We start from the raw sequence: 16,017 nt of genomic DNA, 5'->3' as shown, positions 1-16,017 counted from the left end.
TGAGAAGTGGATGGAGGAGATGTAGGTGGATACACAGCCAATTCGAAAATGGTACACGCTGGCAGCGGCCGACGTGACCGATGCCCTTCATAGCGATGCGGCGCAGGGATTGACTCAGCAGGAGGCGGAGCGGCGACTGGCTAAACACGGTGCCAACCAGTTGGCTGAGACCAAGCGAAAGCCTCTCTACGCGGTCTTCGTAGACCAGTTCAAGGATTTCATGGTTCTCATCTTGTTCATCGCCACGTTGATTTCTTACTTCCTCGGAGAATACCTCGATGCGATTACGATTATCGCGATCATTATCATCAACGGGATTCTCGGTTTTATTCAGGAGGCAAAGGCAGAGCGATCCCTGCAAGCATTGAAAGAGCTTGCTTCGCCGATGGCCCGCGTCATGAGAGATGGACACCTCGCGATGATTCCGGCTTCCCGTTTAGTGCCGGGCGATCTCGTGCTTTTAGAGTCGGGAGACCGGGTTCCGGCTGATATGCGGCTTATCGCTGCTAACCGGCTTGAGATTGAAGAGTCTGCGCTGACAGGCGAGTCTGTACCTGTCGGCAAAACAGTGAAAACAATCGAGCAGGCAATGGATGTACAGGTTCCTCTCGGCGACCAAAAGAATCTCGGCTTTATGGGAACGATGGTGACAGGAGGAACGGGCAACGGCATCGTGGTGGCTACAGGAATGGGCACGGAGATTGGGAAGATTGCGCATCTGATGAATACAGCGGAGGAAGCGGAGACACCGCTTCAGATGCGTTTGGAGCAAATGGGCAAAATTCTCGTCGTGGTCGCGGTACTGCTGACGGTAGTGGTCATTGCGGCAGGCGTATGGCATGGACATGATCTGTTTACGATGTTCCTCGCCGGAGTAAGCTTGGCGGTGGCTGCTATTCCAGAGGGTCTGCCTGCGATTGTTACGGTCGCATTGGCATTGGGCGTGCAGCGGATGATCCGGCGAAATGCGATTGTACGCAAGCTGCCGTCCGTAGAGACACTTGGCTGCGCGTCTGTGATTTGCTCAGACAAGACAGGTACACTCACGCAGAACAAGATGACGGCCACTCACGTTTGGCATAGCGATACCATGTACGAGGTGAGTGGAAGCGGCTATGATCCAGAAGGAGCTTTCCATCATCAGGGCAAGGCAGTATCTGTGGGGCGGGATGGGGCGCTCAGCCAAATATTGCGGATCGCGGAACGCTGCAACAATGCACGTCTGACCTGCGAGGAATCAAGTACCCGAAATATGCTAGGTCTAGGAAAAACAACGCGCTTTTGGCAGGTCATTGGTGATCCGACAGAGGGAGCACTCAAGGTTTTGGCGGCAAAAGGGCAGAACGGCAATAAAAACAATAACCAGCAGTCCATGCGTGTAGAAGAGCTGCCTTTTGACTCCGAGCGCAAGATGATGTCGGTTGTCGAGAAAGGGACAGATGGGATTTATTCGCTTTTGACCAAGGGGGCAGCGGAAGCGGTGTTGGCCAGGTCCACTCATATTCTCTGGAAAGGGGAGCTGCAGCCGTTATCCGCTACGCTTCGCCATCAGGTGCTTGAACAGACGGAGAGGATGGCGGGAAAGGCACTGCGCGTATTGGCCTTTGCCTATAAAACGCTGCAAGGTTACCGCGCCGGACAACCGATCAATACGGTCGAGAGCAATCTCGTATTTGTCGGTCTGGCAGGCATGATTGACCCACCGCGGGAAGAAGTCCGCCCCGCTATCAGCTTGTGCCATCAAGCGGGCATCAAGACTGTGATGATCACCGGCGACCACAAGGTAACAGCGGAAGCAATCGCCCGTCAGATCGGACTCATGCGTGGCTATGGCGAAGTGCTGGAAGGCCGCGAGCTCGACAGCATGTCAGAATCAGAGCTGGCAGAACACGCAGAGCGAGTAACGGTTTACGCGCGAGTCTCCCCTGAGCACAAGCTGCGTATTGTCCGTGCCTTGCAAAGCAGAGGCCATGTGGTTGCGATGACTGGGGATGGCGTCAATGACGCGCCAGCGATCAAAACATCCGACATCGGGATTGCGATGGGAATCACAGGTACAGATGTAACCAAGGAAGCGGCGGATCTCGTGCTACGTGACGATAACTTTGCCACAATCGTGGCAGCAGTGGAGGAAGGCCGCAACATTTACGACAACATCCGTAAATTTATCCGCTACCTGCTTGCCTCCAACGTCGGAGAAATTCTCGTCATGTTCTTTGCCATGATTCTCGGTATGCCACTACCCTTGGTGCCGATTCAGATTTTGTGGGTCAATCTGGTGACCGACGGTTTACCAGCTATGGCGTTGGGTGTGGATCAGGCGGAAAAGGACACGATGTACCAGCACCCGCGCAACAAGTCCGAAAATATTTTCAGCCGTGGATTAGGGTGGAAAATTGTTAGTCGCGGATTTTTGATTGGCGCAATGACGCTACTCGCCTTCTGGTTAACCTTGCGCGAGAACCCAAATGACCTCGTGCACGCGCAGACGGTTGCCTTCGTTACATTGGTCATGGCACAGCTCATCCACGTCTTTGATTGCCGCAGCCAATACAGCGTCTTCCATCGCAATGTATTTGAAAACAAGTACCTCGTCTGGGCAGTTATTTCGTCGCTGGTCCTGGTGCTTGGTGTTGTTTATATTGACGTTCTGCAACCGATCTTTAAGACAACGGATCTGAATTTCCGAGACTGGGCATTGATTTTGGTTACATCCGGTATCCCTACGTTTGTGGCTGGAATTGGTGGAGTGCTAACAAGCGGTCGTCCACGCGCCAACAAGCAAAAACGCTCGTCTATGCGTACGGTTCGTCCTGACTAAACCATGTCAGGATGCCGTAGCGAGACACGGGGGAAAGGAAGTCAGACGTGCGCTTTAAAAGAACGGGGAGACATAGAAGGGGCAGACGAATCATTGCGATCACGTTGTTTGTCATCATCGGGCTGTTCATCCTGTTCATTGTTGCGGAAAAGCGAGTGGAGCCAACGCTTATGCTGATTGCGCAGTCCAAGGCCGATCAGGTAGCAAAGCTCGCGATTACGGATGCTGTCACCAAACGTTTGACCCAGCAAGGAGTAGATTTCAACGAAATCGTCATCATGGAAAAAGACGAGGAAGGCAGCATCAAGGCGGTCAATTTCAATTTCAAGGAATATTCACGAATTATCGGGGAAACGACAGCGCGGATTCAAAACCGTCTCAAGGAGTTCGAGGAGGAGAATGTCAAAACAACAATCCCCCTTGGCTTGGCAACCAAGAACGTTTTCCTAGAACATCTCGGACCCGATATCCCTGTTTCTTTTGTTCCAATTGGAGCAGTCAAGACGCGACTGGAGACTCGTCTTAAGCAGGCGGGAATCAATATGGTGCTGGTGACAGTCTACATTTATGTCGAGGTCGATTTGCGGGTTATTATTCCGTTCGCCACCAAGCAGCAGACGGTTACCACGGAAATTCCCATCACCGAAGCGTTAATTGTCGGCAAGGTTCCCAACTATCTGTACAACAATCCGACCGGGAAGCCAGATGTTCCGATGCCACGGAATCCAACGATACAAACACAGCCATAAAATTTTTTTGAAACGTTTTTTGAAATGCTGTCGTCCAAGGAGTAGACACACTAAAACACACACAAATATTGGAGGATGAAACAGCATGAAAAAATTACGTACAGGTATGATGACATTGGCGGCACTCGCCGTTTTGGGAACCAACGTAGTATCGGCGACCTCCGAACCAGTAAAAGAGCTTTCCGTAAACGTCAACGGAGTTTCTATCGCACAAGCTGCGATTTTTGATAAGCAGCAACAAACCGTTCTGGTTCCTCTTCGCCCGGTAGCAGAGTCACTTGGCTTTAAAGTAGCTTGGAATGAGCAGGTAAAAGCAGCTGAGGTTCAAAAAGGTGCGATTTCCAGCTATGCAAAAGCAGGAGAGGATCGGTACCCGTTCGCGAAAATGTACAAAACATTGGGAGCCGAACCGCGTCTGTTGAATGGCACTACCTATGTACCCGTTGCTTTCGTTGATGAGATTTTACAAGCAGAAGTAAATGTATCCGATAGTGCGGTGACAGTCGTGGACGAGGATGAACTAAAAGTGCCAGTGCGTACGGGTACAATTACAAACATCAATAAAACCGAGGATGGCAGAATGTCAATTCTGATCGATGGTTACCAGACCGGAATCATTCTGCACCTGGATGAAAATACGAAAATCGCAGATGCTGCGGGTAAAGAGCTGAAGCCAGAAGACCTGAAGCTGGGTATGGAAATTGATGCGACTCACCAAAAATACATGGCGATGAGCATGCCACCGCAAACAGGCGCAATCACGATTGTAGTAAAAGGAAGCCTGGAGTCCCAAGATGTAGTAGGAACAGCAGGCAAAGTAGCTAGCATGGAGAAAGACCAGGAAGGTAATTACAAAATGCTGGTAGAAGGTCGTGGCTTGACAGCGACATCCCCTGAAAAAGTAGCACTGATCATTAACAAGGACACCGTGATCGTAAGTGCAAGAGACAATAAGGTAATGAAGCCGGAAGAGCTGAAAGCTGACATGCAAGTATATGCCTTCTATGGTCCTAAGCTCACTCGCAGCTTGCCGCCAATCGGTGTTGCTGAGAAAATCGTAGTAGAGATTGTAGAAGAATAAGAAAGAGAACGGGACGGCGCAGGCTGTCCCGTTTTTTTGTGCGCAGTGTCGTTTTACACCTGGGTGAGGGCATAAGACAAACAGATGACCCGACCAAGCCTTTCCGTTACGCGTTCTCCATAGACATGAAAGCCGTACTTTTCATAGAACGGAATCACGCCTGCATTTTTCTCCAAGACACCAAGGTGCAGCGAAGAGTAGCCGTTTTCCCGGTACCAATGGATCAACTGGTCCAAAAATTCTTTGGCATATCCTTTTTTCTGGTGTTCGCTGTGCAGCATAATCAGACCGAGCCAAGGGTGTCCGTCTCGTGGATTGCAAAGAATAAACTGTGCGATTCCGACAATCAAGCCTTCGCTGGCTTCCCGCAAGCAATAACTGAAAGAATCTGCGTAGCCGAGGTTTTCCTCATGATCAGCTTCTACTTCTTTGATTGTGACTGCCCGTTGTCCGTAGGCATATTCCATGTAATCAGGATTGGAATTATAGACAGTCAAAAGCTCAGCGAAATTTTCTTGGGTAACCGGAGTATAGAGCAAACGCTCGCTGGATGCAGGGAATGGCGTCAAAGTGGGCATGGGTAGTCGCTCCTTTTTGATGAAAACGCAATTATACAAATATCTAATTAGATAATATCCTAAATTTCAATCTCCACTTTGTCAACTCTTGCCTGGCAGAATCCTGATAGGTTAAGGGAATTCCCTGATACACTTTCCTGCGCGTAAACTCTACAATAGCGTTAAGATGATTGTCTGCAAGGAGGAGCGCCATGGGGACGTGGAAAGAAGAGCTGGGTACGTCAAATGAAGCGATTTCTCTGATTCAGTCCATCTTTACCAACGTGAGTGACGCGATCCTGGTGATCGACCGTGATGGATTGATTATAAAAGTCAATGCTGCGTTGGAGCGGATGACAGGCTGGACGGAAGAAGAGCTGGTTGGAACGAGACACATATGTGAGATATGTCGCGGGATGGCAACGTGCATGGAAGAGTCTACGTGTACGGACTGCTTTTTCAAGCAGGTACAAATGCCGTCTTTCGAAATGCGATTGCGCACAAAAGAAGGCAAGGAATTCCCGGTAGCAGCCAGCTCTGCGCAGCTACCTAAGGAGTCTAACGGCAAAATGGTGATGATTCTGCGTGATATGTCAGCACAGCAACGGGCAGAAAAGGAACGCTACCAAAGCAAGCTGACCCATTTTGCGATTCAGGCACAGGAAGAAGAGCGCAAGCGTATCTCCCGCGAGCTTCACGATGGGGTGGGGCAGGCGCTATACAGTATTTTGGTCGGCCTGAATGTCGTCGGGCAAGGGAATTTGAGCGATCCGATCAGGCAGCACGTAACAGATTTGCTGCACATGACGTCCAAAGCAATGGAAGAGGTAAAGCGGATGGCGCTGGAGCTGCGTCCGTCTGCACTGGATGATTTGGGCTTGTTGCCGGCACTACGCTCTCTGATGAAACGGGTAGAGAAGAGCTTTAACATTCAGGTAGAGCTGCATACGCAAGGGACGCGCCGCAGATATCCGGCAGCCATGGAGACAGCGTTGTACCGGATTGTTCAGGAAGCGATGACGAATACGGCGAAGTACGCTCAGGCGAGCCAGCTTGGAATCGTATTTGAAGACCGGGAAAAGGAAATTTTGGTTACGGTCGTAGATGACGGAATCGGCTTTGAGGTAGACAAGGCACTCCATACAGGCAAAGGCCTGGGGGTATTCGGAATGAAGGAGCGTGCCCAGCTGCTCGGTGGGACGGTAGATATTCGTTCTGCCCCGAATGAGGGTACGACTGTAATTGTACGGATTCCGTTGCCAAAGGAGGGGATAGAAGATGACCATTCGCGTGTTAATCGCTGATGACCATGCGATCGTGCGATCCGGTTTGGGCATGTTGATCAATGCTCAAGCAGATATGGAAGTTGTCGCGTATGCCGCTGACGGCAAAGAAGCATGTGAAAAAGCGTGGGAGATCCGACCTGATGTCGTTTTGATGGACCTGAGCATGCCGCCGGGCGAAAACGGATTGACGGCAACAGCTAGATTGAAGGAAACGGCACCGGAAATTCAAGTGCTTGTCTTGACCATGCACGATGACGAGGAATACTTGTTTCGCGTCCTCCAGGCAGGAGCAGCAGGCTATATTTTAAAAAGCGCACCTGATCTCGACCTGATCGCTGCCATCCGTTCGGTAAACAACGGTATGGCTTATTTATACCCGTCAGCAACGAAGTCCTTAATCGAGGAATTTTTGCAGATGGTGAAAAACGGTGAAGAGCAGGCGAAATACGAAATTCTGACCGACCGGGAAAAGGAAGTACTCGTCCTCATCGCCAAAGGCTTCAGCAACAAAGAAATTGCCGAGCAGCTAACCGTCTCGGTAAAAACAGTCGAGTCACACAAGGCACATATCATGGAAAAGCTTCACCTGCGAACACGCCCTGATCTCGTGCGATATGCGATCAAAAAAGGCTGGCTGGATTTTGAATAAATATTTTAAAAACGTCTGAGCAAATGCTTTCAGACGTTTTTTTATGTTTTAAGTCACGAACAGAAGTGACGGCTCGCAGAGGAAACGGGAGAAAAAAACGAAGCTCTTTGGGACACCAACCGAGGCGCAATGGAAAAAGCGAAACACGCTCTTAAGCGTCCACCTTTGGGATGACCTCATGAACTCGCCACTTTGGACGCGGTTTCGCTTTTGCAATGGAGCCGTACAGTGAATCCTCCAAGCTAGTGTCCCAAGAAGCTGGAGTGTTTTCTCCCGTTTCCTCCCCACCACTATTGTTCGGCGCCCCCGGGGTTTTATGTCCAACTTGTGTCCGAAACCGACGAATATCAGGAGTTTCCCCGACCATTTTAGGGGATTTCCCCGAATTACTTCCAACTAGTCCCAGCGGTAGAATGAAGGCGTAAAGTAACCACGCCCCACAAGGGCACTCGGAAAGGAGGAGAGCGCGATGGAGACGCAAACAAACACTTCGGGTCAAACAAAGAAATCCAAAAAAGAAAAGACCCAGCCGGAGGAGAACCTGACAGGGACGTTTGCTGCCGTGCTAATCGTCGGAGGTATTATTCTCCTCAGTTGGTTTGGTGTATTCGGTCTTTTCCTGGAACGGGCATAAGAGGATAGAGAAGGAGGGTACTTATGCATTTGCATCGATTTGAAAAAATTTGGTTGATGCTTGGCGCAGGCGGATTGGCCTTGTTTATCGTTTTATTGTGCGTCAATGCATTCGCGATGGGGATGGCTCCACCAAGTAACATGGAAATGATTGATCCGGAAAAAGTAATGGAGACACCTCCTTTTGATAAACCAGGCTTAAAGCAGGTAGGGGAAAAGGAATTTGACGCCTACATGACAGCCTTCGCTTTTGGTTTCTCTCCCACGAAAATGGAAGTAGCGGTTGGCTCCACTGTGAATTTCCACGTAACCAGTCCTGATGTCATCCACGGCTTCCAAATCCCTGAGACGAACATCAATTTCATGGTATTGCCAGGGCATATCAGCTCAGCTACGTATACATTCGATAAGCCAGGCGAGTACCTGATTCTATGCAACGAGTATTGTGGGGCAGGTCATCAGGTGATGTCGACGACAATTATTGTGAAATAAAGGTAGGTGATATTGGATGGTAATCGCACGAAAAGAAGAGACACAGATCTCCCATGCGCCAATCGCACCAGCGACGGCAAAGCTGAGTCTAGCTTATGTCTGGGTAGCGTATGTAGCATTTGGACTCGCAGCATTGGCGGGAATGCTGCAAGGGATGGTGCGCGGCGGCATTATAGAGCTGCCTAGCTGGACGAACTACTATCAAATTTTGACTGCGCACGGCGTATTGATGGCACTTATTTTTACCACGTTTTTCATCGTTGGATTTATCTTCTCGGGTGTTGCTCGTACGACAGGTGGTGCCCTGCACGGTACAGCTCTGAAGCTGGGCTGGATTGGATGGATTTTGATGGTGGTCGGTACAGCGATGGCTGTTGTCACCATTTTAAGAAATGAAGCATCTGTTTTGTACACGTTTTACGCACCGTTAAAAGCTTCTCCTTACTTCTACATCGGTGCTGCGCTGCTGGTAGTTGGTAGCTGGATTGCTGGGATCAGCGTCTTTACGAGCTATCGCAAATGGAGACGCGAAAACAAAGGGCAAATGTCCCCATTGTTTGTTTTCATGGCTGTGACAACCTATATCATGTGGATTATCGCTACGCTTCCTGTAGCTGCAGAAGTATTGTTTCAGCTCATTCCGTGGTCGCTGGGACTCACACCAACGATTAACGTCATGCTTAGCCGTACCTTGTTCTGGTTCTTTGGACATCCGCTCGTATACTTCTGGTTGATGCCTGCTTACATGGCTTGGTATGTCTGTATTCCACGAATTATCGGCGGACACGTATTCAGTGACTCGCTCAGCCGTCTCGCCTTTATTTTGCTGCTGCTGTTCTCGATCCCTGTTGGGTTCCACCATCAGCTGATGGAGCCAGGTATCTCGGCAGGCTGGAAAATGATTCACGTAACACTCACACTGATCGTTGTGATTCCATCGCTGATGACAGCCTTCTCGATCTTTGCGATTTTTGAAACATCCGGACGTAAAAAAGGCGGAGTAGGGCTGTTTGGCTGGCTCAAAAAGCTGCCTTGGACTGATGTTCGCTTCTTCGCTCCATTCGTCGGTATGCTGTTCTTTATCCCTGGTGGAGCAGGGGGAATTATTAACGCAAGTAACCAGATCAACGCAGTGGTTCATAATACGATCTGGGTAACGGGTCACTTCCATATCACCGTAGGCGCCGCAGTTGCCATGACGTTCTTCGGGGTCAGCTTCTGGCTGGTTCCAGCACTGACAGGACGTACTTTGACCAAAACGGCAAATCGTATGGCGATGGTGCAAACCGTATTTTGGGCAGTAGGGATGTTCCTGATGTCCCTGGCGATGCACACCATGGGCTTGCAAGGGGCACCGCGCCGTACAGATTACACAACGTACATGGATCATCCACTGGCACTTGGCTGGATGGACTACCAACGCGTAATGGCTTTTGGTGGCGGACTGTTGTTTGTATCAGCGATTCTCATGATTCTGATCTTGCTGTACCTGACTTTTTACGCTCCAAAAGGGAATACCGAGTATCCGATTGGAGAGACAGAAACCAAACAAGAAGTACCGCGTATTTTGGAGCGTTGGCCTGTATGGGTCGGATTGGTCGCATTCCTGATCATTCTGGCATACGGTTATCCGATTATGGAGCAAATCCAGCATCAGGCACCGGGCTCGCCTCCATTTAAAACGTGGTAATCCATTGGGGGATGAAATAGCAGAAAGCCACTCGTGTAATAAAGCGAGTGGCTTTCTTTTTGGTCAATAACTCAGGGCAGCCAATTCGGTAAAGGCGAGAATCAGATACCCGATAGCAAGCAACCAGAGTGCAATGAGCCTTAGATCTTCTTCTTCAAAAGGCAACTACTACTCCTCCTTTATCTCTTGGTATAACCAAGATATTCACCTGGAGGGGTATTGGTTTAGTTTTTAACGTTTAGGAATTTATAAGCGAGACGCTTATGAATTCCGGAGTGCATGACAAGGTACCTCAGCGGCGGCTCCCGGCATTACTTCCGTGAAACCTTCCGCTAAAACGCGGTCGCTCCTCCTTGAGCAGCTTCGATCAAGGTTTTCTTATGGGAGGTAAATCATTTTGCGCGTCATCCCGCCGTCAATGACAAGCTCGGTTCCCGTAATAAAATCATTGTCCTTTTGCGTCAGGAACAGACAAGCGCGAGAGATATCATCAGGTGTGCCTACACGACCAGCCGGATGCTGTTCATGATCTTCAGGACGTAAGAGCGAGTAAACGCCCGTCTCAATCCAGCCAGGTGAAATCGCATTTACCCGAATCCCATCAGGACCGAGGGATACAGCAAGCGCATGTGTCAGAGCGAGAATCCCGCCTTTGGAGGCTGCGTATGCCTCGGTATGTGGCTCAGACATATGGGCACGTGTTGAGGTCAGATTAACGATAAAGCCGCGTTTTTGCTGGCGCATGATTTTGGCCGCCTCTCTGGATGCCAGGAACACACTGCGCAGATTGGTATTCATGATAGAATCCCAAGCGTCTACCGTCAGATCATAAGGCGATTCCCACTTGGTCACACCCGCATTATTTATCAATACGTCGAGCCTGCCATGGCGATCAAATACCGTTTGCATGAGCTGTTCAATTTCCACTGGCTGACTGACATCGATTGGATAAAAAGCAGCACTTCCGCCTGCAGTCTCACGCTTGTTAATCTCGCTTGCAACAGCTTCTCCAGCTTCGCGATTGTGCTCGGCGATGATGACATGAGCACCGCTAGAGGCATACATACTGGCTACAGCTCGACCAATACCGTGACCTGCACCCGTGACGATGACAATGTTATCCGTGTATCTCATGGAATCCTCCTTCAAACAATAAGAATGGGCCATATGCACAAAAAATATAGTTGCAAATCGTTCCTAACTATATTAAAGTAAGTTTCATCAATTTCACATGCAATTACTCGCAGGAGGTATAAATACACATGCAAACTGAACTCAAATGGACAACCGAGCAAGTGATGGAAGCACGTCATAGCGTGCGCAAATACGATCCTACCGCAACCATTCCACAAGGAGAGCTGAATGAAATCCTGCGCCTGGCAGCAAGTGCTCCTTCTTCCTGGAATCTGCAGCATTGGCGCTTTCTCGTAGTGACTGATCCGGCGATAAAAGAAAAATTGCTCCCGATTGCATTCAATCAGCAGCAAGTAGTGGACGCATACGCCACCATCATTATATTAGGCGATTTGGAAGCAGACAAGTCGGCACATCTTGTGTATGACGAAGCTGTTGCCAATGGTCATATGAATGAATCTGTACGCGACACGCTGATTGCGCAGATCGAGGGAGCTTACAAGTCTAACCCGGAGATTGCTCGTGACGAAGCTATCCGCAATTCTTCATATGCAGCGATGCAGCTAATGCTTGCAGCCAAGGCAAAAGGCTATGACACATGCCCGATGGGTGGATACAATCGCGATGCCTTGATCAAGGAATTGAATATTCCGTCCCGTTATTTGCCTACATTGATGCTGACAGTAGGAAAAGCAAGCGTGCAGGCACATCCGACTGCTCGCTTTGGCCTGGATCAATTGGTGATCAATAATAGCTTTTAATTTTTCGATATAACGTACTTCGAGCAATACCGAGAAACTGTGATGCTTCGGTTACCGATTTCGTTTTTTGCAGAGCTTGCTCAATGACTTGCCGCTCCAAGCTTTTCAACGAGCTGGAGCGTGCAGGCTGCTGCAGATAGGAATCGGTATTTCTTATGTTAGGTGGTAAATGCTCTGGTGTGATGTCCGATTTTTCTTGTCTGGCTAAAAGAAAAGCTCGTTCAATCACATTGCGCAGCTCGCGAATATTTCCTGGCCATGGATGATGCACGAGAGCGTGCAGCGCCTCCTTCTGAAAGGATTGAGGACCATCTCCGTAGGTCAGGAAGCATTCGTGTATCAATTCCTGACAGAGGTGCTCGATGTCTTCAGGTCGATCCATTAAAGACGGGATCGTGATCGATAAGACGTTCAACCGGTAAAACAGGTCAGGACGAAACGATTGATTGGCGACCATTTCTGCTGCGAGATTCCGGTTCGTGGCAGCGATTATCCGTACGTTGATCGCTCGCTCTCTGGATTCGCCCAGTCTCACAATTTTCTTCGATTCAATCACACGCAGTAGCACCACCTGAAGCTCCAGTGGCATATCCCCAATTTCATCCAAAAAGATCGTGCCATTGTGCGCCGCCTCAAATTTTCCGATGGCCCCGCCTTTTTTCGCCCCTGTAAAAGCCCCATCCACAAATCCAAATAGCTCGCTCGCAATTAAATCTTTTGGCAATAAGGCCGTGTTTACTGCAATGAACGGACCATTTTTGCGATCACTTTCCCGGTGGATCGATTCGGCCATTACTTCTTTCCCTGTCCCTGTTTCCCCCAGAATCAGCACGTTGGCAGTGGATTGTGCGGCTATTCGGGCGATTTCCAGCTCTCGCTGATAGCCGGGATGGACTGTCTGGATTCCACCAAACCGAGAAGCAGTGGGTGAGGGGGCAGCAGGGGCCATTCTTGGCTTCACTAAATAAATCTGGCAGCGCTCTTCGGCATAGGGAGTAACGAGAAAGGTTTGATGCATCGCTTGCAGCATAGCAGGCGTAACGGATTGTCCGTGAGCAAACGATGTGAGCTGTTCTGCCTTGCTGCTGACATAGATGACGGTTCCTTGCTCCGATATGGCGACTACAGCTTCTTCGCTCATGTTCCCCCAGGCTTTTAGCACGACATCACTCAGAGGAGTATAGGTCCTGCTGCTTGTGTGAAACGGCCGTGGCACAATATTTCGCTCAGAGTCCCAGACGATCTCAAATTGACCGTTGGAAAGGGATTTGCCGATTTTGACAGGCCGTGACAAATGGCGGTGCGTTGTATCAACAAGCATCGTTCCACATGCCGTCTCAAACGTTTTTTTGCTCATATGCTCATATATTTTCCGATGATTGGTGCTCCTTGCCTCTACGATCGTGTCCAAAACCATCTTCGTTCCAAGATACGTGTTGTACATGACGGAGGAAATCGCGCGCTTCTCGCCAGTGAATTGTTGAAAACGGCGGATAAAAGCCAGATTTTCCGGTGTAGGTAAGGATTGAAAGTAGCTGGCAGAGCTGTAATGGCCAGCTCCATATTCCGCGCCGATTGCTTCCAGCTCCGTTTCTTTCGTGATCGGGCTGAAGATAGGAACCTTTTTGAGTTTGGTTCCCAGGCGCTGCTGATCTCTGTAAAAAGGAATGATACTTTTTCCAACGAGCGTGGAGAAAATAGCATCCGGCTCTTGGGACAAAATATCGCTCCATACCTCTTGAAAATGCTGGTGTCCGAATGGAACGTACTGCTCCTTGATGACAGCACCTTCCCGATCACGTAAAAATGATTGCACCTGCTGATTGGTTTCGCGCGGATAGACATAGTCTGTGCCGATACAATAAACGCGTTTGCCATAGTGGCGCGTCAAATAATCCAGCAGCGTATACACCTGCTGATTCGGTAATTCTCCCGTATAGATCACGTTTGGATGACATTCCTGTCCCTCATATAAAGTGGGATAGACTAGAAGACAATTGAATTTTTCCAGTACCGGTAGAATCGCTTTTCTGCAGGCAGATGTGTAGCATCCGATGAAGATTCGAACGCCTTCTTGTGCCATCGCTTCTGCTTCTCGTGCACTTTTTCTCGGATCGGAACAAATATCACGAATGATTGCTTCTATTTTGTACGGTCCATGGCTACCTTCTTCGATGGCCAACCTCGCTGCATCACATTGTCCTTTTTCAGTGAGCGCTGTTGTGCCTGTTAACGAAAACAATAACCCCACCTTAATATGCACGTGATCCCTCCGTTTCATCATGTCGCGATTTGAGAACGCCGTCTCAGAATAGGACGAGCGGTCAAGCTATCTCTATCATATAACAAAAATCAGAATATTTGTAATTTGTGTTCTAACCTGCAACAACGTTTCATTTTTCGTGCTTGTCCCATCAAAGATGGCCATTGGCATGATAGTTGCGATTATCAAAGCTCCAAAGAGAAAGGGGGGTCGCGGGTTAGTAGAGAAGACAGCGAATAATTTTTTCAAAAGTGTTCGACCGCACAAAAAGGAGGAGGACTTGCTTTGAAATCATTTATTCTTGATGTCTTGGAAAGTAAAGGTGTGTCTGTACCAAGGGAGCACCTGGATGAGCTGGCTACACGCTGGCAAGCGATTGAGAGCATGAAGCGCGAAACGGAGCAAGCGCTTTTGGATGATTACGATATTGCGCTGCGGAACATTCCAGGAGGTGATCACATTGAGTAAAGAGCTGGTAGGCAAATCAGTTGAAGAATTAGCACCTCTGATTGAAAAAAGAGAAGTATCCTCTCTGGAATTGACGCAGGCGGTATTGGATCATGCCGAGACGCTTAATCATACAGTAAATGCCTATATCAGCTTTACGCGGCAGCAGGCAGAAGAAACGGCGGAAAAGGTAGATAAAGAAATAGCTGCTGGCCATTATCGCGGGATGTATCACGGCATCCCGATGGGTATCAAGGATAATCTGTACTTTAAAAATGAAGTAACGACGATGGCATCCAAAATTCATCGGAATTTTGTGTCCGACTACGATGCGACGATCATCGCAAAAATGCGAGAAGCGGGCATCGTTTTCACCGGAAAATTGAACATGCACGAATATGCGTGGGGGATCACAAACAACAACCCTCACTTCGGCGCGTGCCGCAATCCATGGAATCTCGAAAGAATTCCAGGCGGCTCCAGCGGAGGATCAGGTGCTGCCATTGCTGCTGATATGAGCGTAGCTACACTGGGCACAGATACAGCAGGGTCGATCCGTATCCCGTCTTCTGCTTGCGGAATTGTAGGCTTGAAGCCGACACATGGACGTGTCAGCAAATACGGCTGCTTCCCGCTTGCCTGGTCACTGGATCATATCGGTCCGATGACAAAAACGGTGAGGGATGCAGCAGGATTGCTGGAGATTATCGCTGGCTATGATCCAAATGATCCGACATCCGTCAATGCTCCTGTGAGCCAATATACGGCTGCACTCACGGGGGATGTAAGCAATCTCGTTATCGGGGTCAATGAAGAATATTTCTTCAAAAATGTAGATGCCGGCGTAGAAAAGCTGGTGAGAGATGCGATCCAATCACTCGTCGATCAGGGAGCGAGAGTAGAGGAGGTCAGCATTCCGTCACTGAAATATGCGGAGTATGCCGAGATGATCACGATTTTGTCGGAAGCGGCCGCCATCCATCATCGGGATTTGCTCAAGCGTCCAGACGATTTCGGATCAGATATTCGCCTCTTGTTTGAGCTGGGTGAAATTCCTTCGGCTGTAGACTATTTGCAGGCACAACAGCTTAGAAGACAAATCAAGCAGGACTTCCAAAAAATATTTGAAAAAGTCAACGTGCTGATGGCGCCAACCTTGCCACTCATCGTTCCAAACATCGGGGACAATGAAGCCGTGATTAATGGTGAAAAGGTTGATTTGATCGACCATATCATTCGATTTACAGGACCAGGCAACCTGTCTGGACTTCCTGCGCTTACAGTTCCGTGCGGATTGCATGACGGGATGCCAGTCGGCTTGCAAATTTTTGGGCCTGCCTTGGAGGAAGGGATCGTATTGAATGCCGGGTATGCAGTGGAAAAGACGAATCCGTTGAAAGGGAAGAAGCCAGGCTTGGTAGGGTCTGTGTAAACGATAAAATAATAAAAAGGTA

The 16,017-nt window shown here is 49.2% G+C and carries 14 protein-coding genes; 11 read left to right on the top strand and 3 right to left on the bottom strand.

Going from position 1 to position 16,017, the window contains the following annotated elements; genetic code table 11:
• Positions 1-25: 25 nt before the first annotated feature.
• The 3 genes from ADS79_RS31235 (at position 26) to ADS79_RS31225 (ending at position 4,651) form a co-directional block, all read left to right on the top strand.
• Positions 26-2,821, top strand: coding sequence for a calcium-translocating P-type ATPase, SERCA-type (locus tag ADS79_RS31235; RefSeq protein WP_049742390.1), 2,796 nt, complete (start codon positions 26-28; stop codon positions 2,819-2,821).
• A 47-nt stretch (positions 2,822-2,868) separates the two neighbouring features.
• A complete protein-coding gene (gene yunB / locus ADS79_RS31230) occupies positions 2,869-3,570 on the top strand; it encodes a sporulation protein YunB (protein WP_049742389.1) in 702 nt (233 codons plus the stop codon).
• Between the two features lie 85 nt (positions 3,571-3,655).
• Positions 3,656-4,651 (top strand): copper amine oxidase N-terminal domain-containing protein, encoded by a 996-nt coding sequence (locus ADS79_RS31225; RefSeq protein ID WP_049742388.1) that lies wholly within the window; start codon positions 3,656-3,658, stop codon positions 4,649-4,651.
• Positions 4,652-4,704: 53 nt separating this feature from the next.
• On the opposite strand, the gene ADS79_RS31220 is transcribed toward ADS79_RS31225, so the two are convergent.
• The gene (locus ADS79_RS31220; protein ID WP_049742387.1) at positions 4,705-5,229 is read right to left on the bottom strand and encodes a GNAT family N-acetyltransferase; all 525 of its coding nucleotides are present in this window, start codon (positions 5,227-5,229) and stop codon (positions 4,705-4,707) included.
• A 191-nt stretch (positions 5,230-5,420) separates the two neighbouring features.
• Here ADS79_RS31220 and ADS79_RS31215 point away from each other — a divergent pair, with 191 nt between their 5' ends.
• The 5 genes from ADS79_RS31215 (at position 5,421) to ADS79_RS31190 (ending at position 9,958) form a co-directional block, all read left to right on the top strand.
• The gene (locus ADS79_RS31215; RefSeq protein WP_049742386.1) at positions 5,421-6,512 is read left to right on the top strand and encodes a sensor histidine kinase; all 1,092 of its coding nucleotides are present in this window, start codon (positions 5,421-5,423) and stop codon (positions 6,510-6,512) included.
• Positions 6,487-7,143 carry a response regulator gene (locus ADS79_RS31210; protein WP_049742385.1) on the top strand — a complete coding sequence of 219 codons (657 nt, stop codon included), beginning with the start codon at positions 6,487-6,489 and terminating at the stop codon, positions 7,141-7,143. Before ADS79_RS31215 ends, ADS79_RS31210 begins: the two co-directional genes overlap by 26 nt.
• 469 nt (positions 7,144-7,612) lie before the next feature.
• Positions 7,613-7,777, top strand: coding sequence for a cytochrome c oxidase subunit 2A (locus ADS79_RS31200; RefSeq protein ID WP_049742383.1), 165 nt, complete (start codon positions 7,613-7,615; stop codon positions 7,775-7,777).
• Between the two features lie 23 nt (positions 7,778-7,800).
• On the top strand, positions 7,801-8,268 hold the full coding sequence (locus ADS79_RS31195; RefSeq protein WP_049742382.1) for a cytochrome c oxidase subunit II: 468 nt from the start codon (positions 7,801-7,803) through the stop codon (positions 8,266-8,268).
• Positions 8,269-8,284: 16 nt separating this feature from the next.
• Positions 8,285-9,958, top strand: coding sequence for a b(o/a)3-type cytochrome-c oxidase subunit 1 (locus ADS79_RS31190; protein WP_049742381.1), 1,674 nt, complete (start codon positions 8,285-8,287; stop codon positions 9,956-9,958).
• Positions 9,959-10,336: 378 nt separating this feature from the next.
• On the opposite strand, the gene ADS79_RS31185 is transcribed toward ADS79_RS31190, so the two are convergent.
• Positions 10,337-11,092 (bottom strand): glucose 1-dehydrogenase, encoded by a 756-nt coding sequence (locus ADS79_RS31185; protein WP_049742380.1) that lies wholly within the window; start codon positions 11,090-11,092, stop codon positions 10,337-10,339.
• 128 nt (positions 11,093-11,220) lie between these two features.
• On the opposite strand from ADS79_RS31185, the gene ADS79_RS31180 reads away from it, so the two are divergent.
• Positions 11,221-11,853 (top strand): nitroreductase family protein, encoded by a 633-nt coding sequence (locus ADS79_RS31180; RefSeq protein ID WP_049742379.1) that lies wholly within the window; start codon positions 11,221-11,223, stop codon positions 11,851-11,853.
• On the opposite strand, the gene ADS79_RS31175 is transcribed toward ADS79_RS31180, so the two are convergent.
• Positions 11,837-14,116, bottom strand: a complete 2,280-nt coding sequence (locus tag ADS79_RS31175; RefSeq protein ID WP_049742378.1) for a sigma-54-dependent Fis family transcriptional regulator — start codon at positions 14,114-14,116, stop codon at positions 11,837-11,839. The two genes, ADS79_RS31180 and ADS79_RS31175, sit on opposite strands and share 17 nt — an antisense overlap.
• A gap of 285 nt (positions 14,117-14,401) precedes the next feature.
• Between ADS79_RS31175 and ADS79_RS31170 the strand changes: the two genes are divergently transcribed.
• The gene (locus ADS79_RS31170) at positions 14,402-14,584 is read left to right on the top strand and encodes a hypothetical protein (protein WP_049742377.1); all 183 of its coding nucleotides are present in this window, start codon (positions 14,402-14,404) and stop codon (positions 14,582-14,584) included.
• Positions 14,577-15,995, top strand: coding sequence for an amidase (locus ADS79_RS31165; RefSeq protein ID WP_049742376.1), 1,419 nt, complete (start codon positions 14,577-14,579; stop codon positions 15,993-15,995). The genes ADS79_RS31170 and ADS79_RS31165 overlap by 8 nt, the downstream gene beginning before the upstream one ends.
• The last annotated feature ends 22 nt before the right edge of the window (positions 15,996-16,017 follow it).

Origin of the sequence: Brevibacillus reuszeri (assembly GCF_001187725.1) — a bacterium.
Lineage (GTDB): Bacteria > Bacillota > Bacilli > Brevibacillales > Brevibacillaceae > Brevibacillus > Brevibacillus reuszeri.
The sequence above is the reverse complement of the archived record's forward strand: the minus strand, read 5'-3'. Positions and strand labels throughout refer to the sequence as shown.